General features: G+C 72.8%; 16 protein-coding genes. All 16 read right to left on the minus strand.

The genetic code is table 11. The features are described 5' to 3' along the window. Positions 1 to 84: 84 nt before the first annotated feature. A complete protein-coding gene (gene rpe / locus DAI20_RS14480) occupies positions 85 to 753 on the minus strand; it encodes a ribulose-phosphate 3-epimerase (protein ID WP_108252080.1) in 669 nt (222 codons plus the stop codon). Between the two features lie 5 nt (positions 754 to 758). Continuing rightward, the gene (locus DAI20_RS14485) at positions 759 to 2,147 is read right to left on the minus strand and encodes an RsmB/NOP family class I SAM-dependent RNA methyltransferase (RefSeq protein WP_240606091.1); all 1,389 of its coding nucleotides are present in this window, start codon (positions 2,145 to 2,147) and stop codon (positions 759 to 761) included. Then, positions 2,144 to 3,064: a methionyl-tRNA formyltransferase gene (gene fmt / locus DAI20_RS14490; protein WP_108252082.1), complete on the minus strand. Its 921-nt coding sequence runs from the start codon at positions 3,062 to 3,064 to the stop codon at positions 2,144 to 2,146. Before fmt ends, DAI20_RS14485 begins: the two co-directional genes overlap by 4 nt. A 25-nt stretch (positions 3,065 to 3,089) precedes the next feature. After that, positions 3,090 to 5,258, minus strand: coding sequence for a primosomal protein N' (locus tag DAI20_RS14495; protein WP_108252084.1), 2,169 nt, complete (start codon positions 5,256 to 5,258; stop codon positions 3,090 to 3,092). After that, positions 5,255 to 6,448: a methionine adenosyltransferase gene (metK, locus tag DAI20_RS14500; protein WP_108252086.1), complete on the minus strand. Its 1,194-nt coding sequence runs from the start codon at positions 6,446 to 6,448 to the stop codon at positions 5,255 to 5,257. Before metK ends, DAI20_RS14495 begins: the two co-directional genes overlap by 4 nt. A 28-nt stretch (positions 6,449 to 6,476) precedes the next feature. Continuing rightward, a complete protein-coding gene (locus tag DAI20_RS14505; protein WP_108252088.1) occupies positions 6,477 to 7,766 on the minus strand; it encodes a bifunctional phosphopantothenoylcysteine decarboxylase/phosphopantothenate synthase in 1,290 nt (429 codons plus the stop codon). A 39-nt stretch (positions 7,767 to 7,805) separates the two neighbouring features. Next, positions 7,806 to 8,069, minus strand: coding sequence for a DNA-directed RNA polymerase subunit omega (rpoZ, locus tag DAI20_RS14510; RefSeq protein ID WP_108252090.1), 264 nt, complete (start codon positions 8,067 to 8,069; stop codon positions 7,806 to 7,808). A 79-nt stretch (positions 8,070 to 8,148) separates the two neighbouring features. After that, on the minus strand, positions 8,149 to 9,048 hold the full coding sequence (gmk, locus tag DAI20_RS14515; protein WP_108252092.1) for a guanylate kinase: 900 nt from the start codon (positions 9,046 to 9,048) through the stop codon (positions 8,149 to 8,151). Further along, positions 9,045 to 9,977 (minus strand): orotidine-5'-phosphate decarboxylase, encoded by a 933-nt coding sequence (gene pyrF / locus DAI20_RS14520; protein WP_438501988.1) that lies wholly within the window; start codon positions 9,975 to 9,977, stop codon positions 9,045 to 9,047. The genes gmk and pyrF overlap by 4 nt, the downstream gene beginning before the upstream one ends. Next, positions 9,974 to 13,267, minus strand: coding sequence for a carbamoyl-phosphate synthase large subunit (gene carB / locus DAI20_RS14525; RefSeq protein ID WP_108252094.1), 3,294 nt, complete (start codon positions 13,265 to 13,267; stop codon positions 9,974 to 9,976). Before carB ends, pyrF begins: the two co-directional genes overlap by 4 nt. Beyond that, positions 13,267 to 14,490, minus strand: a complete 1,224-nt coding sequence (gene carA / locus DAI20_RS14530) for a glutamine-hydrolyzing carbamoyl-phosphate synthase small subunit (RefSeq protein WP_108252096.1) — start codon at positions 14,488 to 14,490, stop codon at positions 13,267 to 13,269. Before carA ends, carB begins: the two co-directional genes overlap by 1 nt. Next, positions 14,487 to 15,044, minus strand: coding sequence for a PH-like domain-containing protein (locus tag DAI20_RS14535; RefSeq protein ID WP_108252098.1), 558 nt, complete (start codon positions 15,042 to 15,044; stop codon positions 14,487 to 14,489). Before DAI20_RS14535 ends, carA begins: the two co-directional genes overlap by 4 nt. Positions 15,045 to 15,050: 6 nt before the next feature. After that, complete coding sequence (locus DAI20_RS14540) at positions 15,051 to 16,385, minus strand: dihydroorotase (RefSeq protein ID WP_108252100.1); 1,335 nt, start codon at positions 16,383 to 16,385, stop codon at positions 15,051 to 15,053. A gap of 2 nt (positions 16,386 to 16,387) precedes the next feature. Then, positions 16,388 to 17,338, minus strand: a complete 951-nt coding sequence (locus tag DAI20_RS14545) for an aspartate carbamoyltransferase catalytic subunit (protein WP_108252103.1) — start codon at positions 17,336 to 17,338, stop codon at positions 16,388 to 16,390. Beyond that, positions 17,335 to 17,964 (minus strand): bifunctional pyr operon transcriptional regulator/uracil phosphoribosyltransferase PyrR, encoded by a 630-nt coding sequence (pyrR, locus tag DAI20_RS14550; RefSeq protein ID WP_108252105.1) that lies wholly within the window; start codon positions 17,962 to 17,964, stop codon positions 17,335 to 17,337. Before pyrR ends, DAI20_RS14545 begins: the two co-directional genes overlap by 4 nt. A gap of 382 nt (positions 17,965 to 18,346) precedes the next feature. Then, positions 18,347 to 20,353 carry an acetate--CoA ligase gene (gene acs / locus DAI20_RS14555; RefSeq protein ID WP_108252107.1) on the minus strand — a complete coding sequence of 669 codons (2,007 nt, stop codon included), beginning with the start codon at positions 20,351 to 20,353 and terminating at the stop codon, positions 18,347 to 18,349.

Genomic DNA, 20,353 nt, shown 5'->3' on the forward strand with positions numbered 1-20,353 from the left:
AGCGCACCCGGACCGCACCGAGACCACATCCGGCACCGCACGCCGGACGAAAGGACGACGACCGCCGACCGCCCGAAGGACGCCTCAGTGGGCGTGCGCGGAGGCGGACGCGGCGGCGTGCAGGGACGCGATGCGGTCCAGCGGGTCGTCGGAGAGGAAGACGCTCGAACCGGCGACGAAGGTGTCCGCACCGGCGTCGGCGGCGATCGCGATGGTGCGCTCGTTGATGCCGCCGTCAACCTGCAGCCACACGTCGAGCGCGGCGCCCGAGACCCGCTCGCGCAGGGCGCGCAGCTTCGGCATCGTCGACTCCATGAACTCCTGGCCGCCGAAGCCGGGCTCCACGGTCATGACGAGCACCTGATCGAACTCGTCGAGGATCTCGAGGAACGGCTCGGCCGGCGTCCCCGGCTTCAGCGCGATGCCGGCGCGCGCGCCGATGGAGCGCAGCCGCCGGGCGAGCGCGACGGCGTCGGCCGCCGCCTCGGCGTGGAAGGTCACGGAGTAGGCGCCGGTCTCGGCGAACTCCGGCGCCCAGCGGTCCGGGTCGTCGATCATCAGGTGCACGTCCAGCGGCAGCGCGCTGATCTCGCCGAGGCGGCGTACCATCTGCTGCCCGAACGTGAGGTTGGGCACGAAGTGGTTGTCCATCACGTCGACGTGCACGAGATCCGCCGTCGAGATGCGCCCGAGCTCGCGCTCGAGATTGGCGAAGTCGGCGGACAGGATGCTGGGGTTGATGCGGATGGGCATGCGCTTCAGCCTACCGAGGCGGGCTTGCCGATCAGGGCGATGAACATCGCGTCCGTGCCGTGCCGATGCGGCCAGAGCTGCACGGAGGCGTCGTCCCCCGGAAGGTCGAGCGGCTCCCGCGTCACGCCGGCCAGCACGGCGGCCGTGTCGATCGCCTCCAGCTCGGGATGCCGGCGGAGCGCGTCCGCGACGACCGCGCGCGTCTCGGCGAGGTGCGGCGAGCACGTGACGTAGGCGAGCACCCCGCCCGGGGCGAGGGCGCGGATGCCGGAGTCGAGCAGCTCGGCCTGCAGCGGCGTGAGGCCGGCCACGTCGCGCGGCGACTTGCGCCAGCGGGCCTCGGGTCGGCGCCGAAGCGCGCCGAGGCCCGTGCATGGTGCGTCGATGAGGATGCGGTCGAACCCCTCGGGGTCCGTCTCGCCGACCTCGCGCCCGTCGCGCTCCCAGACCTCGGTCTCCCCCGGCACGGCGGCCAGGGCGTTGCGCACGAGCTCCGCGCGCGCGGGCACGACCTCGTTCGCGGTGACCGTTGCGCCGCCCAGGGCCGCCTCGGCCGCGAGCAGCGCGGTCTTGCCACCCGGTCCGGCGCACAGGTCGAGCCAGCGCTCGCCCTGGCGCACCTCGCGCGCACGGCTGAGGGCGAGAGCGGCGAGCTGCGAGCCCTCGTCCTGCACGCGCACCTCGCCTCGGGAGACGGCCGGCACGTCGCCGGGATCACCGCCCTCGAGGTGAACGGCGAAGGGCGAGTACAGCGCCGCCTCGCCCGGCACGTCGTCCGGCGACGCGACGCCGGGCAGCGCCGCGAGCGTGACGGACGGCGCCGCGTTGTCCGCGGCGAGCAGGGCCTCGAGCTCGTGCTCGCGCCCCTCCCGGGCGAGGGCGCGGCGGAAGGCGCGCAGGATCCAGACCGGGTGCGAGGACTCGAGGGACAGCCGCTCGTCGTCGCTGCGGGCGGTGCCGAGGGCCCGCTCCCGCCACTCCTCCGGAGTGGACCGGGAGACGGTGCGCAGCACGCCGTTCACGAACCCCGCGGCGGACTGCGATCCGACCGAGCGGGCGAGGCCGACGGCCTCGTTCACGGCCGCGTGCGATGCGACGCGCATGGAGAGCAGCTGGTGCACCGAGAGGCGCAGCACATCGAGGATGGGCGGGTCGATGCGATCGATGTCCCGGCCGGCCGCGAGCTCGATCACGCGGTCGTAGTAGCCGGTCCGACGCAGCGTGCCGTAGGTGAGCTCGGTGGCGAGCGCGGCGTCCTGCCCGCTCAGCCGGTGCCGTCGCAGCCGCACGGGCAGCAGCAGGTTCGCGTAGGCCTCGGACTCGTGGACGGCGCGGATCACGTCGAACGCGACCCGGCGGGGGGCCTGGACCACGTCCTGCCTGCGGTCGGTCACTCGGCCACCAGCCCGTCTGTCGCGCCGAGGCCGCGCCACCAGTCCGTGGCGGGCATCGCCCGCTTGCCCGCGGGCTGCACGGTCACGAGCTCGAGCGGCGAGGATCCGGTGCCCGCGAGTACCCGGCGGTCGACGAGGTCGAGGGTGCCTGGCGGCAGGGACTCCGCTCCCCCGGCGGGCTGGGCCTCGAGCACCTTGATGCGCTGGCCGGCGACGGTCGTAAAGGCGCCGGGCTCCGGCGTGACGCCCCGGACGCGGGCGTCGAGCGCCACGGCGCTCTCCGTCCAGTCGAGCCGGCCGTCGTCGAGCGTGAGCTTCGGCGCGAGCGTGGGCTCGCCCTCCTGCGGCTCCGAGCGGGCCGTGCCCGCGGCGATGCCGTCCACGACAGAGAGGAGCAGCTGCGCGCCCTCCTCGGCGAGCGCGGAGAGCAGATCCCCCGCGGTGTCGCGCACGCCGATGCGGCGCGACAGGGTCGCGAAGACGGGGCCGGTGTCCAGCCCGGTCTCGAGCTGGAACACCGCGGCACCGGTGAGCTCGTCCCCCGCGATCACCGCCCGCTGCACCGGCGCGGCACCTCGCCAGCGCGGCAGAAGCGAGAAGTGCAGGTTGATCCAGCCGTGCGTCGGGGTGGAGAGCAGCGGCTCGCGGACGAGGCCGCCGTAGGCGACGATGACGCCGAGGTCGGGCCGCAGCGCGGCGATCCGCTCGGTCGCGTCGTCGTCGAGCCGGTTCGTGCGGATGGTGGGGATGCCCCGCTCCTCGGCGAGCGCGGCCACGGGCGACGGCGTGAGGACCCGCTTGCGGCCGGTCGGCGCATCCGCTCGGGTCAGCACGGCGGCGAGCTCGTGCTCGGAGCCGGCGAGCGCGGTGAGGCTCGGCACGGCGGCCTGCGGGGTGCCGGCGAAGACGACCCTCATCGGCTGGGGCTTACTCGATGTGTCATCAGAAGATCTCCGGATCGTCGAACCGCACGCGAAGGGACGGCTGTGGTCGAGGGGCGCCCTTGCCCGGGGTGCCTTTGCGCCTGGTCGAGGCGTTCTGCACGACGGCCGATCGTAGCGCGGATGCCACCGCGCCGCCGGAGCCGTAGTCGAAGCGGACGATGGCGCGCACGAGGCCCGGCTCCGCGTCCACCGGGCCGAGCACGTCGACGCCGGGGAGCTCGCGGATGCCCTCGACGGCGCCCGCCACCGGCCCCGCCGCCCCGACGATCGTGCCCGCGCGCACGGCGGGCGGGAACCGCAGGGCGCGCCGGTCGGCGAGCTCGGCGCTGGCGTAGTCCGCCTGCCGCCAGGTGTTCAGGGCTCGGGCCAGGGGGCCGCCGACGCCGACGAGCATCACGGGCGCCTTGGGCGCGGCGAGGGAGGCGGCGTTGGACCACCAGCGCAGGCAGTCCTCGCCGACGCGCAGGCTCTCCCGCGCCAGCATCCGCTCGCCGTCGAGCAGCAGCACGGCGGCGTATCCCCCCGGGGTGATGGGCTCGGCCCCGCGGGTGGCGACCACCAGCGCCGGCTTGGCCGGCACCTCCTGCACCGGGCGCTCGCCGTCGGCGACGACGACCCGGACGCCGGGGAAGGCGCGGCCCAGCTCCTCAGCGGTGCGGCCGGCGCCGACGGAGACGAAGCGCAGCCGCTCACCGGAGCAGTGCGTGCAGTGCCAGTCGGCCGCGAGCGCGCCGCACCAGCCGCACGACGGCACGGCCGATGCGGAGGACTTGCCGAGCGGGCCGTTGCAGCGATTGCAGCGGGCCGCCTGGCCGCAGGACTGGCAGGCGAGCACGGGGGCGTAGCCCGGGCGGGCGACCTGCACGAGCACCGGCCCCGAGTCCAGTGCCTCGCGGGCGGCGCGCCAGGCGGTCGAGGGGATGCGGGCGAGCTGGGCGAAGCCGTCCTGCGCCGCCTGCTGCACGGTCGGGATCACCCGCGGGCCGATGGGCGAGGACGGGGCGAGGTCGTGCAGCCAGCCGATCTCGACGAGCCGCTCCACCTCGGTGCTGCGGGAGTGCGACAGGAAGGCGAGCGCCGCGCCCGACTGCTCCTGGCGCAGCAGCGCGACGTCGCGGGAGTGGGCGTACGGGGCGAGCGGCTCCGCGTGCAGGGGATCCCCCTCGTCCCAGAGGGCGATCAGGCCGAGCTTCCGCGCGGGCGCGTACACGGCGGAGCGCGTGCCCAGGATGACCCGCGGCTCGTCGCCGAGGCAGGACAGGAACGCGCGATAGCGGTCCGGGTTGGACTGCCGGGCATCCGTGCGGGCGATCGCCTCGGCGGGCAGCAGCGACTCGAGGGCGGCCTGCAGCTGGTCCTGGTCGCGGTAGTCGGGCACGGCGAGGATGGCGCTGCTGCCGGAGGCGAGCGTGTGCGCTGCGGCCTGCGCCAGCGTCAGGGCCCAGCGACCCACCCAGCGGCCGGGCGAGCACTCGACGACCCCGGGCAGCGCGGCGGATGCCCAGCGGGCCCGCGCGTCGATCGCGCTCTCCCACCGCCCCGCGGGATACCCCTCGACTCTCGCCCCGGCTCCCGCACCCGCACCCGCGCCGTGAGGTGCCCGCTTCGGACCCTCTTCCGGCCCTTCAGGGACCGAAGTGGGCACCTCAGGGGATGGGGAGGGGACGACCGCGCCGTGAGGTGCCGAGTTCGGTCCCCTTTCCGGCTCGGAAGGGACCGAAGTGGGCACCTCAGGGGGTGGGGATGGGGACGGGGCGGGAGGGGCGGCGGCGGCGAGGTGGGCCTTCTCGACGCGGGCCTGGCGCCCCGGGATGGCGAAGCGCAGCACGTCGATCGCGCTGCCCGCGCCGCGGTCGGCCACCGCGCGGGCGAGCCGCCACACCTCGGGGGTGAGCACCACGATCGGCGACACCACGGAGTCGACCGGGCTGAGCGCGCCCTCGTACGAGCCGACGGTGCCGACCTCGACGACGAACGCGTCGGAGAGCCGGCCCGCGGAGCGGAACGGCACCTTCACGCGGACGCCCGGCACAACGGCATCCGCCAGCTCGGGCGGGATCGCGTAGTCGAACAGGCGGTCGAGCTGCGGCAGCGGCGTGTCGAGCACGACCCGCGCGACGGCGCGCTCGCCGCCGGTCGGGAGGAGGGCGGGCTCGGCCGGGGTCACAACCGGGCCGCGCTGCGGAGCTCCTCCACCCGGTTCAGCTTCTCCCAGGTGAAGTCGGGGAGCTCCCGGCCGAAGTGCCCGTAGACCGAGGTCTGCGAGTAGATGGGCCGCAGCAGGTCGAGCTCCTCGATGATGGCGGCGGGGCGGAGGTCGAACACGTCGCGGATCGCCCGGATGATGCTCGCCTCCGGCACGGTGCCCGTCCCGAAGGTCTCGACGTACAGGCCAACGGGCGCGGCCTTGCCGATCGCGTACGCAACCTGCACCTCGAGGCGGTCGGCGAGGCCGGCGGCGACGGCGTTCTTCGCGACCCAGCGCATCGCGTATGCCGCGCTGCGGTCGACCTTGCTCGGGTCCTTGCCGCTGAACGCGCCGCCGCCGTGCCGAGAAGCGCCGCCATAGGTGTCGACGATGATCTTGCGGCCGGTGAGCCCGGCGTCGCCCTTGGGCCCGCCGATCTCGAACCGCCCGGTCGGGTTGATGAGCACGTTCGTGTGGCTGGAGTCCAGCCCGGCCGCGGCGAGGACGGGGCGGATCACGAGCTCGTCGATGTCCGCCCGCAGCGTCGCCGTGTCCACCTCGGGCGCGTGCTGGGACGACAGCACGACGGTCTCGACCGTGCGGGGCACGAAGCCCTCGTAGCCGACCGTGACCTGGGTCTTGCCGTCGGGGCGCAGGTAGCCGACGAGGCCCTCGCGCCGCACCTGCGCGAGGCGCTCGGAGAGCCGGTGGGCGAGCCAGATGGGCAGCGGCATCAGCTGCGGGGTCTCGCGGGTGGCGAAGCCGAACATGATGCCCTGGTCGCCGGCGCCCTGCGCGTCGCGCGGGTCCTCGTTGGCCTCCTCGCGCGCCTCGTAGGAGCGGTCGACGCCCTGCGCGATGTCGGGCGACTGGGCGCCGATCGAGACGGAGACGCCGCAGCTGTCGCCGTCGAAGCCGATGTCGGAGGAGGTGTAGCCGATCTGGCGCACGCGGTCGCGCACGATGCCGGGGATGTCGGCGTAGCCGGACGTGTTCACCTCGCCCGCGACGTGCACGAGGCCCGTCGTCACCAGGGTCTCGACGGCGACCCGGCTGTTCGGGTCCTGCTCGAGCAGGGCGTCGAGGATGCTGTCGGAGATCTGGTCGCAGATCTTGTCCGGGTGACCTTCGGTGACGGACTCCGAGGTGAACAGGCGCAGCGCCGTCACAGGACCTCCAGGGCTGGGGACGCCCGCGTCAGGCCCGGGGCAGAAGGGCCGGGTGCACGGCGTCGAGGATGCGATGGGCCACGGTCGCTTTGCTGCCGGAGGCCTCCATCACTATATCTCCGCCCCGCTGGACGACCACGACGGCGTTGTCCTCCGCCGCGAAGCCCAGTGACCAGCCCACCCTGTTCAGGACGAGATAGTCGCAGCCCTTGCGCTCGAGCTTGGCGCGGCCGACCCGCACGAGCTCGTCCTCGTCCGCGGCGGTCTCGGCGGCGAAGCCCACGACCACCTGGCCGTCGCGACGCTCGACGGCGAGGCCCGCGAGGATGTCCGGGTTGCGCACGAGCTCGAGGGTCACCCGGTCCCCCGCCGTCTCCTTCTTGATCTTCTGCTCCGCAACGGCCGCAGGACGGTAGTCCGCGACCGCGGCGGCCATGATCACGAGATCCGCGCGCTGCGCGTGGACGCGTGCCGCCTCCTCGAGCTCGGCCGCGGTCTGCACGTGGACGACCGAGACGCCCTCCGGGACCGGCACCTCGAGGTGCGCGGCGAGCAGCGTGACGGACGCCCCGCGCTCGAGCGCGGCGGCCGCGAGGGCGACGCCCTGCCGCCCGCTCGAGCGGTTGCCGAGGAATCGCACGGGGTCGAGGGGCTCACGGGTGCCGCCCGCGCTGATGAGCACGCGCAGTCCGGCGAGGTCCCCAGAGCCGGGGTCGGCAGAGCCGGGATCTGCAGAGTCCGGAGCAGCGGAGCCGGAAGCGGGAGCGGGCGCGGCGGCGTCATCCGGCCCGGCGCCCCCGACGACGGCGAGGGCAGCGCGCACGATGTCGTCCGGCTCGGACATGCGCCCCGCGCCCACGTCCTCGCCGGTGAGCCGGCCGGAGGCAGGCCCGACGATGGTGATGCCGCGGGACCGGAGCAGGGCCACGTTGGCGCGCGTGGCCTGATTGCCCCACATCTCGGTGTGCATGGCGGGGGCGACCACGACGGGGGCCGTGCTCGCGAGCACGGTGTTGCCGAGCAGGTCGTCGGCCAGGCCGTGAGCCAGCTTGGCGAGCGTGTTCGCCGTGGCCGGGGCGATGATGATGAGGTCGGCCGCCTGCCCGATGGACACGTGCCGCACCTGGGCGACGCCCTCGTAGAGGTCGGAGTTCACCGGGTTGCGGCTGATGGCCTCGAGCGTCGGCTTCCCGACGAAGCGCAGCGCGGCATCCGTCGCGATGACGTGCACGTCGTGCCCCTCGAGCACGAGGGCGCGGACGACGTTCACCGCCTTGTACGCGGCGATCCCGCCGCTGATGCCGACGACGACGTTCAAACGGCGGGACCCGGTCACGCGATTCTCCTTGAGGAGGGGCTACTCGGAGGAGGGGGACGCCTTGGCCGTGAGCTTGTTCTCGTTGATCTCGTGCAGCGCGACGGACAGCGGCTTGTCGTCGATGTTCGAGTCGACGAGCGGTCCGACGTTGTCGAACAGGCTGCCCTCGTGCAGGTCGGCGTAGTAGTCGTTGATCTGACGCGCGCGCTTGGACGCGAAGATGACGAGGGCGTACTTCGAGTCCACCTTCTCGAGCAGCTCGTCGATCGGCGGGTCGATGATTCCGGTGAGCTTTTCGGCCATGGGAGAACTCCTTCTCGGGTGAGCGTGTGTGCGGCCGGTGCGGCCGCGAGCGGGGCGGTCGGGGTCTGGAAGACGTCCGTCAGGCCCGGCGAAGCTGCATCAAGTCTACGACCTCCGCGGCGGCCTGGGACACGCTGCCGTTCACGACCGCGTGATCGAACTCCCCCTGCGCCGCCAGCTCGACCTTCGCGGTCTCCAGCCGGCGCTGCTGCTCCTCCGCGGATTCGGTGCCGCGACCGACGAGCCGGCGCACGAGCTCCTCCCAGGTGGGCGGCAGCAGGAAGACCAGGCGGGCCTGCGGCATGACCGCGCGCACCTGACGCGCGCCCTGGATGTCGATCTCCAGCAGCACGCTGCGACCCTGGGCCAGCGCGGCGTCGATCGGTCCGCGGGGCGTGCCGTAGCGGTACGCGTTGTGCACGGTGGCCCACTCCAGCAGCTCGCCGTCGCGGATGAGCCGGTCGAACTCGTCGTCGTCGACGAAGTAGTAGTTGACACCCTCGACCTCGCCCGGGCGGGGCGGCCGCGTCGTCGCCGAGACGGACAGCAGGACCTCCGGGTAGTTCTCCCGGATGTAGGTGGAGACGGTGCCCTTGCCGACCGCGGTGGGACCGGCGAGCACGACGAGCCGCGACGGCTGCACGATCGACTTGGCCTTCTGCCAGCGATCGATGAACTGCTCGAGCGACGTGCGCTGGTGCACCCCGAGGCCGCCGAGCCGCTTCGAGGGCGAGATGGCGAGGTCGTGCAGGATGCGCTCGAGCTTCGTCGGCCCGATGTTCGGGATGCTCGTGATGTACTCGGTCACCCGCAGCGAGAACTCCGCGCGATTGGCCGGGTCGGCCGACGCGTGCAGCACGTCGAGGGGCGTGCGCTCGCCCGTGACGATGGCCCGCTTGACCTCGGCCCGGGCCCGCCGTGCGGCGACCGCCGCCTGGGATGCCGCGACGCGGTCCACCTCAGGGGGGTTGGGTCTCATGCGAATGCCTCCCGCACCTCGTGCGCACGCTCGGTGACGACCCGAGCGATGCCTGCCGGACCCGCGGACAGGATGCTCCGCGATTCGCTCACAATAGTGGCCTCCGCCAGGCCGCCGAAAATGCGGCGCACATCTGCGAGTTGTGCGCCCTGGTGGCCGAACCCGGGCGCGAGCACGGGCGCCACGGGCGCACCCGGCAGCGGGGTGAGCGGGATGCCGTAGCCGGCGAGATCGACGGTGGCGCCGAGCACGAGCCCGACCGTGCCGATCGGTGCCGCCGCGGGCTCCCCCGCACCGCCCGAGCCAGTGCGGGTGCCGGAGCGGGATCCGGTGCCGCTGCCGCTGCCGCCCGTGGAGCGCGGCGAGCGCGGCGGGTGCTCCGCGTTCCACTCGTCCACCTCCTCCACGATCTCGGCGGCGATGCCGAGCCGCTGCACGGCGGCCGCCTCGGGGTTCGAGGTGGCCGCGAGCACGAAGACACCCTTGCCGGTCGCGTGGGCGAGGTCGAACGTCGAGGAAAGCGCGCCGACGCCGAGATACGGGCTCACCGTGAGCGCGTCCGCCTCCAGCGGTGCCCCGGGCGTCAGCCAGGCGGCGCCGTAGGCGTCGACGCTCGTGCCGATGTCACCCCGCTTCGCGTCCGCGATCACGAGCAGGCCCGCCGCGCGGGCGGCGGTGAGCACCTCCTCGAGGGCCGCGTACCCCGCCGATCCGTACCGCTCGAAGAACGCGACCTGCGGCTTCACGATCCCGGCGCGCCCGGCCGCCGCGTCGACGACCCGGAGGCCGAACTCGCGCACGCCCTCGGCGCTGCGCGGCAGGCCCCACGCGTCGAGCAGGAACTCGTGCGGGTCGATGCCGACGCAGAGCCGGCCGCTGCCGGCGAAGACCGCCGAGAGGCGCGAGCCGAAACCGGCGGCCGAGATCACGCCCGGGCCGCCCGGTCCAGCGCGTACTCCTGCAGCGACTTCACGTCGAAGCCCGCCCGGATGGCGTCGAAGGACGCCACCGCGGCGGAGAGCTGCGCGATCGTCGTGAACAGCGCCTTGTCCGCGGCGACCGCGGCCGCGCGGATCTCGTAGCCGTCCGCGCGGGCGGAGCGGCCGCTCGGCGTGTTGATGACCACGTCCACCTCGTTGCGGTGCACGAGCTCGACGATGGACGGCGAGCCGACCTCGCTCTCCTCCCCCTCGCTGTACTTGCGCACGACGCCCGCGCGGATGCCGTTGCGCATCAGCACCTCCGCCGTGCCCGCGGTCGCGAGGATCGTGAAGCCGAGCTGCTGCAGGCGCAGCACGGGGAGGATGATCGAGCGCTTGTCCCGGTCGGCGACCGAGACGAAGACGGTGCCGGAGAGCGGGAGCCCGCCGAACGCCGCCTGCTGGCTCTTCGCGAACGCGGTCGGGAAGTCCCTGTCGATGCCCATGACCTCGCCCGTCGAGCGCATCTCCGGGCCGAGGACCGAGTCGACGATGTCGCCCGCCGTCGTGCGGAAGCGCTTGAACGGCAGCACCGCCTCCTTGACCGCCACGGGAGAGTCCGCAGGGACGATGGAGCCGTCCTGCTCGGGCAGCAGCCCGCTCGCGCGCAGCTCCGCGATGGTCGTGCCGACCATGACGAGCGACGCGGCCTTGGCCAGCGGGATGCCGAGCGCCTTGGAGACGAACGGCACCGTGCGCGACGCGCGCGGGTTCGCCTCGAGCACGTAGAGCACGCCCGCACCGATGGCGAACTGCACGTTGATCAGGCCGCGCACGCCGATCCCCTCGGCGATGGCAAGGGTCGCCTCACGCACCCGGTCGATCTGAGCGCGGCCCAGGGTCACGGGCGGGAGCGTGCAGCTCGAGTCGCCGGAGTGGATGCCCGCCTCCTCGATGTGCTCCATGACGCCGCCGACGTAGAGCTCGTGCCCGTCGTACAGGGCGTCGACGTCGATCTCGATGGCGTCGTCGAGGAAGCGGTCGATGAGCAGGGGGCTGCTCGGCGCGATGATGGCCGAGTCGCGCATCCGGTCGAAGTAGTCCTCGAGCGACGGCGAGTCGAACACGATCTCCATGCCGCGGCCGCCGAGCACGTAGGACGGGCGCACGAGCACGGGGTAGCCGATCTCCTCGGCGATGCGCACGGCCTCGACGACGTCGGTCGCCGTGCCGTTGCGCGGCGCGACGAGTCCCGCGGCGTCGAGGATGCCGGAGAACAGGCCGCGCTCCTCCGCGAGGTCGATGGCGTCGGGCGACGTGCCGAGGATGGGGATCCCCGCCGCCTCCAGGCCCTTGGCGAGGCCGAGGGCCGTCTGGCCGCCGAGCTGCACGACGACGCCGACGAGCTCACCGGACGCCGACTCGGCGTGCAGCACCTCGAGCACGTCCTCGAGCGTCAGCGGCTCGAAGTAGAGCCGGTCGCTCGTGTCGTAGTCGGTGGAGACCGTCTCGGGGTTGCAGTTGATCATGATCGTCTCGTACCCGGCCTCGGCGAGGGCGAACGAGGCGTGCACGCAGGAGTAGTCGAACTCGATGCCCTGGCCGATGCGGTTCGGGCCGGAGCCGAGGATGACGACCTTGCGGCGGTCGCTCGCCACGACCTCGGTCTCGAGGTCGTAGCTCGAGTAGTGGTACGGGGTGAGGGCCGGGAACTCGCCGGCGCAGGTGTCGACGGTCTTGTAGACCGGGCGCACGCCGGCCTCGTGCCGGACGCGGCGCACCTCCTCCTCGTCCAGCCCGCGCAGCTGAGCAATCTGCGCGTCGGAGAAGCCGTGGTCCTTCGCGACGCGCAGCACGGCCTCGTCGAGCACGGCGGACGCGCGGATCTCGTCCGCGACCTCGTTGATGAGCACGATCTGGTCGAGGAACCACGGGTCGATGCCCGTCGCCTCGAACGCCTGCTCGACCGTCGCGCCCTTCCACAGCGCCTGCTGCAGGGTGACGATGCGGCCGTCGGTGGGACGCCTGGCGATCTCGAGCAGCTCGGCGGCGCCGCGCTTCTCGTCGCCCCAGGAGAACGACGAGCCGCGCTTCTCGAGCGAGCGGAGGGCTTTCTGCAGGGCCGTCGAGTAGTTGCGGCCGATGGCCATGGCCTCGCCGACCGACTTCATGGTCGTGGTGAGCGTCGTGTCGGCGGCCGGGAACTTCTCGAACGCGAAGCGGGGCACCTTTACGACCACGTAGTCGAGCGTGGGCTCGAAGCTCGCGGGGGTGACGCCCGTGATGTCGTTGGGGATCTCGTCGAGGCGGTAGCCGATCGCGAGCTTCGCCGCGATCTTCGCGATCGGGAAGCCCGTCGCCTTCGAGGCGAGGGCGCTGGAGCGGGACACGCGGGGGTTCATCTCGATCACGATGACGCGGCCGTTGGCCGGGTCGATCGCGAACTGGATGTTGCAGCCGCCGGTGTCGACGCCGACGCGGCGGATGATGTCGATGCCGATGTCGCGCAGGTTCTGGTACTCGCGGTCGGTGAGCGTGAGGGCGGGCGCGACCGTGATGGAGTCGCCCGTGTGCACGCCGACGGGGTCGACGTTCTCGATGGAGCAGACCACGACGGTGTTGTCCGACGTGTCGCGCATGAGCTCGAGTTCGTACTCCTTCCAGCCGAGGATGGACTCCTCGAGCAGGACCTCGCTCGTCGGGCTCTGGTGCAGGCCGTCCGCGACGAAGCGCACGAGCTCGTCGCGGGTGTAGACGAAGCCGGAGCCGAGGCCGCCCATGGTGAACGACGGGCGCACGACCAGCGGGTAGCCGAGGTCCTCGGCGAAGTCGACGGCCTCCTCGACCGTGTGCGCGATGTGCGACCGGGCGACGTCCGCGCCGGACTCGAGCACGAGCTGCTTGAAGAGCTGGCGGTCCTCACCCTTCTGGATGGCCTCGACCTTCGCGCCGATCAGCTCGACACCGTGCTTGGCGAGGATGCCGAGGCGGTCGAGCTCGATGGCCGCGTTGAGCGCGGTCTGGCCGCCCAGGGTCGGCAGCACCGCATCCGGCCGCTCCTTGATGATGATCGACTCGAGCACCTCCGGCGTGATCGGCTCGATGTAGGTGGCGTCGGCGAAGTCGGGGTCGGTCATGATCGTGGCCGGGTTCGAGTTCACGAGGATGACGCGGACGCCCTCCGCGCGCAGCACGCGGCACGCCTGGGTGCCGGAGTAGTCGAACTCCGCGGCCTGGCCGATCACGATCGGCCCTGAGCCGATGACGAGGACGGAGTTGATGTCGGGGCGCTTGGGCATCAGTTGCTTTCCTGGTCGTTCGTCGTCTGGTCGTTCGGCGTCTGGGAGTTCGGCGTCTGGGAGTTCGAGACCTCGGCGGCCGCGGCGGATCCGCCGGCCTGCGCGGTCTTGATGAGGTCGACGAACCGGTCGAAGAGGTACGTGGAGTCGTGCGGGCCGGCGGCGGACTCCGGGTGGTACTGCACGCTGAAGGCGGGGATGTCGAGGCAGTTGAGGCCTTCGACCACGTCGTCGTTGAGGTCGACGTGGCTCACCTCGGCGCGGCCGAAGCCCGCCGGCGTGTCCACAGGGCCGTCGAGCGGCGCGCGCACGGCGAAGCCGTGGTTGTGCGAGGTGATCTCGACCTTGCCGGTGCTGCGGTCCATCACCGGCTGGTTGATGCCGCGGTGCCCGAAGGGCAGCTTGTAGGTCTCGAAGCCGAGCGCCCGGCCGAGAAGCTGGTTGCCGAAGCAGATGCCGAAGAACGGGATGCCCTTGCGCAGCACGTCGCGCAGCAGCTCGACGTGGTACTCGCTCGCGGCGGGGTCGCCGGGGCCGTTCGAGTAGAAGACGGCGGTCGGGTTCAGCTCGGCGAGCTCCTCGGTCGTGATCGACTGCGGCACGACGTGCACCTCGAGCCCGCGGGCGGCGAGGTGGCGCACGGTCGCGGTCTTGATCCCCAGGTCGAGCACCGCGACCGAGCCGATGCGCTCGCCCTCGGCGGGGATCGTGTACGCCTCGGTGGTGGAGACCTGGCCGGAGAGGTTGAGCCCGGTCATGTCGGGGCCGCGGCGCACCAGCTCGAGCTGCTCCTCGGCGGGCAGGGCGGCCTCGTCGCCCGAGAAGATGCCCGCGCGCATGGCGCCCGCGTCGCGGATGTGCCGGGTGACCGCGCGGGTGTCGATGCCGGAGATCCCGATGACGCCCTGGGCCTCGAGGTCCGCGTCGAGGCTGCGCTTCGCGCGGTGGTTCGAGACGACGCGGGAGGGGTCGCGCACGACGTAGCCGGCGACCCAGATGCGGCTGGACTCCTGGTCCTCGTCATTCACGCCGGTGTTGCCGATGTGCGGCGCGGTCTGGAGCACGATCTGGCCCGCGTAGGACGGGTCGGTGATGGTCTCCTGGTATCCGGTCATGCCGGTCGCGAAGACGGCCTCGCCGAGGGTTCGGCCCTGCGCCCCGTAGGCGCGGCCGGTGTAGCGGGCGCCGTCCTCGAGCACCAGGACTGCTGGGGAGAGTGTCACGTGCGTGGGTTCCTTCCGTTCGGGTCAGCGGACCCGGTCGTTCCCGTGCCGTCGGAGGCCGGGGAGAGTGTGGTGAGGGCGGCGAGCAGCGCGTCGCGCTCGGCCGCGTCCGTCACGCGGAGGTAGGTGTCGACGGCCACATCGCCCGGCACGTCGAGCAGCCAGGTGAGCACGACGAGGCCACCGGTCTCGACGACGCGGTCGATCGCGAAGGTGCCGAGGCCGGCGCCGCGGATCACCGACGCGGCGACGAAGATGTCGGGCGTCCCGGCGAGGTCGAGCAGCACGCCGCGGTCGGTCACCCGCACGACGGCGCGGGCGCGGAAGCCGAGCCCGCCGACGACGATGCGGTCGAGCGGCCGGCCCGCGGCCGTCGTCGCCACGTACAGGGCGTCCGCCTCCGCGAGCGTGCGGCCGAGCTCGGCGGGCGGGCCGGCCGGCGCGGGCAGTGCGGCCTGGCGTCGTCCACGGGCACGCCAGCCGGCGTACATCGCGAACAGCATGCCGACGAGCACCAGCAGCACGAGGAGGGCGGGGATGGTGCGCTCGTCCACGTGCGCCTACCCCTCGGCGGGCACGACGCCCGCCGAGACGGCTTCGGCCGGCAGGACGGCGCCGTCGAGGACGGTCGGCCTGCCGAGGTGGAACGTGGCGTGCACGCGGCCCGGGAGGGTGCGGCTGAGGTAGGGCGAGTTGATGCCCTTGCCCGCGAGGTCGCCGAGGCCGAACGCCCGGGAGGCCGACGGGTCTACGAGCACGAGGTTCGCGTTCGCGCCCGCGGCCAGCTCCTGGCCATGCGAACGCAGCCGCCCGATCCGGGCGGGGGTCGTGGACATGACCCGCACAACGTCGGCCCAGGTCAGCATCCCGGTGTCGACCACGGCGGCCTGCACGACGGACAGGGCGGACTCGAGCCCGACCATGCCGAACGCGGCCGCATCCCACTCGCAGTCCTTCGCCTCCACAGGGTGCGGGGCGTGGTCGGTGGCGACGATGTCGATGGTGCCGTCGGCGAGGCCGGCCCGCAGCGCGAGCACGTCCTCCTCGGCGCGCAGGGGCGGGTTTACCTTGTACCGGGCGTCGTAGCCGGCGATCAGGTCCTCGGTGAGCAGCAGGTGGTGCGGCGTGACCTCGGCGGTCACGTCGATTCCGCGCGCCTTCGCCCAGCGCAGCACCTCGACGGAGCCGGCGGTGGAGACGTGGCAGACGTGCAGGCGCGAGCCGACGTGCTCGGCGAGCAGCACGTCGCGGGCGATGATCGACTCCTCGGCGACGGCGGGCCAGCCGGTGATGCCGAGCTGCCCGGACAGCGCGCCCTCGTTCATCGAGGCGCCCTCGGTGAGCCGCGGCTCCTGGGCGTGCTGGGCGATGACGCCGTCGAACGCCTTGACGTACTCGAGGGCGCGGCGCATCAGCAGCGGGTCGGCGACGCAGTGGCCGTCGTCGGAGAACACCCGGACGGCCGCCCGCGACGACGCCATGGCGCCGAGCTCGGCGAGCTGCTCGCCCGCGAGGCCGACCGACACGGCGCCGATGGGGCGCACGGTGGCGTAGCCGGCGGCCCGGCCGAGGGCCTCGACCTGCTCGACGACGCCCGCGGTGTCGGCGACCGGAGACGTGTTGGCCATCGCGAAGACGGCGGTGTAGCCGCCCTTCGCGGCGGCGCGGGTGCCGGTGAGCACGGTCTCGCTCTGCTCGAAGCCCGGCTCGCGGAGGTGAGTGTGCAGGTCGACGAGGCCCGGCAGCGCGAGCAGCCCGTCCGCGTCGAGCACGGTCGCGCCCGAGGCGTCGACGCCGGAACCGACCTCGGTGATCCGGTCGCCCGACAGCCGCAGATCGACCGTGCGGTCGTCGACGAGGCGGGCGCCCCTGATCAGGTACTCGTGCGCGCTCATGCTCAAACCTCTCCTCCGCCCGCGAGGAGGAGGTACAACACTGCCATTCTCACGGAGACACCATTGGCGACCTGCTCACGCACCGTCGACCGGGTCGAATCGGCCGCCGCCGCGGAGATCTCGAGACCCCGATTCATGGGGCCGGGATGCATGACAATGCTACCCGGGGCCAGACGCGCGGTCCGCGCGTCGTCGAGACCCCAGACCCGCGCGTACTCGCGGCTGTTCGGGAAGAACGCCGCGCGCATCCGCTCGGCCTGGATGCGCAGCATCATGACGACGTCCGGGCGCACGTCGTCGATGGCCGCGTCGAGGTCGTAGCGCACGTCGGCCGGCCAGGTGCCCATGCCGACGGGGAACAGGGTGGGCGGTGCGACGAGCGTCACCGAGGCGCCGAGCGTCGTGAGCAGCCACACGTTCGAGCGGGCGACCCGGGAGTGCAGGATGTCGCCGACGATGACCACGGAGACGCCGTCGAGGTCGCGCCCGCGGGCCGCCGAGCCGTGCATCCGGCGGCGGATGGTGAACGCGTCGAGCAGGGCCTGGGTGGGGTGCTCGTGGGTGCCGTCGCCCGCGTTGACGATGCCGGCGTCGATCCAGCCGCTCTGCGCGAGGGTCTGCGGGGCGCCCGAGGAGGGGTGGCGCACGACGACGCCGTCCGCCCCCATGGCCTCGAGGGTCTGCGCGGTGTCCTTCAGGCTCTCGCCCTTCGAGACGCTGGAGCCCTTCGCGCTGAAGTTGATGACGTCCGCCGAGAGCCGCTTCGCCGCTGCCTCGAAGGAGATGCGGGTGCGGGTCGAGTCCTCGAAGAAGAGGTTCACGACCGTGCGGCCGCGGAGGGTGGGCAGCTTCTTGACCTCGCGCGTCGCGACGTCGGCCATGTCCTCGGCGATGTCGAGGATGCGCACGGCGTCGTCGCGGGAGAGGTTGCGCGTGGAGAGGAGGTGCCTCACGGGCGGGCCCCCGATCCCGGGGTGGGCGCGCCGTGCGTGCCGGGCGTGCCGGGCGCGCCGGGCGCGCCGTGCGCGCCGTGCGCGTCCTCGCCGGACGCGACGCTCACGAACTCCTCGCCGTCCACCTCGTCGAGGCGCACGTAGATGCGCTCGTCTGACGAGGTCGGCAGGTTCTTGCCCACGAAGTCGGCGCGGATGGGCAGCTCGCGGTGACCGCGGTCGACGAGGACGGCGAGCCGCACCGCGCGGGGGCGGCCGAGGTCGCTGAGCGCGTCGAGGGCGGCGCGGATGGTGCGGCCGGAGTAGAGCACATCGTCCACGAGCACGACGGTCTTGCCGTCGATGCCGCCCGCGGGCAGCTGTGTCGGCGAGCTCGCGCGGAGCGGGTTGCGCGAGAGGTCGTCGCGGTACATCGTCACGTCGAGCGTGCCGACGGTGTCCGAGCCGAGCTCCGGGTCGATGCCCGCGAGGATGCCGCCGATGCGGCGGGCGAGGGTCGCGCCCCGGGTCGGGATGCCGAGCACCACGAGGGAGGCAGATCCGCGGTTCGATTCGAGGATCTCGTGCGAGATGCGGGTCAGAGCCCGGGCGATATCAGCCTGATGCAGCACGGTGCGTGCGCTCAACCTGACCTCCTTCCCCGCCTCACAGGACGGAACTTAAAGGACGTCTATTGCCTCCACCCTACCGTTCCGCGCGACCCGCCCCCGTACCCGCGAGTGCGAGGCACACGGTCCCTGAGCTCGTCGAAGGGACGCGCCCAATCCCCGACCCCGTTCCGGATTCAGGCTCAGCTGCGACACGCCGCGTTTCGAGGCGCCAAGATGCGGCGTGTCGCAACACAGCCTGAATTGCGGACATCCAACCTCCTTATCGCGACGATCACGGTCCCTGAGCTTGTCGAAGGGACGCGACGGACCCGGCAGGACGCCTCCCGTCGCTTCGACAGGCTCAGCGACCGTGCAATGAGCGACCGTGTAGTCACCGACCGAAGGGGCGACTCGCCGCTCAGTGGGCGAGGATGGCGCGGATCGCGTCGACCGCCTCGGGGTTCTGCAGCGACGTCGCGTCGCCCAGCTCCCGGCCCTGGAGCAGGTCGGCGAGCAGGCGGCGCAGGATCTTGCCCGACCGGGTCTTCGGCAGGTCGGGCACGAGGATCACGCGCTTCGGCTTGGCCACCGGGCCGATCGAGTGGGCCACGTGCGCACGGAGTTCGCCGCTCAGGGATGCGCCGAGCGCGCGCCAGCCCTCGACGTCATCCGCCGCCGGCCGGTTCCGGATGCGCGGGATGACGAGGGCCGCGATGGCCTGCCCGGTCAGCGGGTCGTCGTACCCGGTCACGCCCGCCTCCGCCACGAGCGGCGACGACACGAGGGCCGACTCGATCTCGATGGTGGACAGCCGGTGACCGGACACGTTGATGACCTCATCGACGCGGCCGAGGAGCCAGATGTCGCCGTCCTCGTCGCGCTTGGCCCCGTCGCCCGCGAAGTAGAGGCCCTGGGCGGCGAACCGCTCCCAGTAGGCGGAGCGGTATCGCTCGGGGTTGCCCCACACCGTGCGGGCCATCGCCGGCCAGGGCCGGTCGAGCACGAGGTAGCCGCTCTCCCCCGGGGCCGCATCCTGGCCGTCGTCGCTCACGACGCGGGCGGAGAGCCCGGGCAGCGGTCGCGTGGCCGAGCCCGGCTTCAGGGTGGTGACGCCGGGCAGCGGCGCGAGGATGGCGGCGCCGGTCTCCGACTGCCACCACGTGTCGATCACCGGGGCCGTGCCCGCCCCGAATTGCTCCCGGAACCATGTCCAGGCCGCGGGGTTGATCGCCTCGCCGACGGAGCCGAGCAGACGGATGGACGACAGGTCGTAGCCGGTGATCCCGTCAGGGAACCAACTCATCAGGCTCCGCACCAGCGTGGGGGCTGTGTAGTAGGTGGTCACGCCGTAGCGCTCGATGATCTCGGCGTGCCTGCCGGGATGTGGAGTGTTCGGGGTGCCCTCGTAGATCACCTGCGTCATGCCGTTCGACAGCGGCCCGTAGATCTCGTAGGTGTGCGCGGTGACCCAGGCGAGGTCGGCCGTGCACCAGTGCACGTCGTCCTCCTTCACGTCGAAGTGCGCCCAGTGCGCCCACGACGCCTGGGTGAGGTAGCCGCCGCTCGTGTGCACGAGCCCCTTCGGCTTCCCCGTCGTGCCCGACGTGTACATGATGAACAGCGGCGTCTCCGCCTCGAAGGCGTCCGGCTCGTGCACGTCCGGGGCGGTGTCCACGACGTCGTGCCACCAGACGTCGCGACCGGGCGTCCAGTCGACGTCCTGGCCCGTCCGCCGCACGACGAGCACGTGCTCGATGGCGTTGGCGGCGGTGTCCGCCACGGCCGCGTCCGCGTTCGCCTTGGTGGCGTGCGGCTCGCCCCGGCGGAACTGGCCGTCGCTCGTCACGAGCAGCTTGGCACCGGTGTCCTCCACCCGGAACTTGAGGGCCTCGGCCGAGAACCCGCCGAAGACGAGGGAGTGCACGGCGCCGACGCGCGCGATGGCGAGCGTGACGACGATCGTCTCCACGAGCACGGGCAGGTACACGACGACGCGGTCGCCCTGCCCGATCCCGAGCGCGGTGAGGGCGTTGGCCGCCCGGCTCACCTCGCGCTGCAGGTCCGCGTAGGTCACGGTGCGCCGGTCCCCGCGCTCGCCCTCGAAGTGCAGCGCCACCTTGTCGCCGCGCCCCGCGGCGACGTGCCGGTCGACGCAGTTGACGGCGACGTTGAGCCTGCCGCCGACGAACCAGCGGGCCTCGGGGATCCGCGGTGCGCCGTCCTCGTCGAGCGCGGGCGTCCAGGTGTGCGCCGTGTGCCAGCGCTCGCTCCAGTCGAGGCGCTCTGCCGCACGCTCCCAGAACGCGATGGGGTCGGCCTCCGCCTCGGCCCAGGCATCGGCGGTCACGTTGGCCGACGCGGCGATGTGCGCGGGAGGCGCGAAGGAGTTCGGGGCCTCCGCGAGGAGGTCGGCTGCCGCGGTCAC

Origin of the sequence: Planctomonas deserti (genome assembly GCF_003067705.1) — a bacterium.
GTDB classification, from domain to species: Bacteria; Actinomycetota; Actinomycetes; order Actinomycetales; family Microbacteriaceae; genus Planctomonas; species Planctomonas deserti.

Excerpts from the sequence above, each read along its gene's own strand:
- fmt (WP_108252082.1), bottom strand. The coding sequence starts at position 3,064 with ATGAGGGTCGTCTTCGCCGGCACCCCGCAGGCCGCCGTGCCGAGCCTC.
- DAI20_RS14540 (WP_108252100.1), bottom strand. The coding sequence starts at position 16,385 with ATGAGCGCGCACGAGTACCTGATCAGGGGCGCCCGCCTCGTCGACGAC.
- rpe (WP_108252080.1), bottom strand. The coding sequence starts at position 753 with ATGCCCATCCGCATCAACCCCAGCATCCTGTCCGCCGACTTCGCCAAT.
- carB (WP_108252094.1), bottom strand. The coding sequence starts at position 13,267 with ATGCCCAAGCGCCCCGACATCAACTCCGTCCTCGTCATCGGCTCAGGG.
- gmk (WP_108252092.1), bottom strand. The coding sequence starts at position 9,048 with ATGAGACCCAACCCCCCTGAGGTGGACCGCGTCGCGGCATCCCAGGCG.
- rpoZ (WP_108252090.1), bottom strand. The coding sequence starts at position 8,069 with ATGGCCGAAAAGCTCACCGGAATCATCGACCCGCCGATCGACGAGCTG.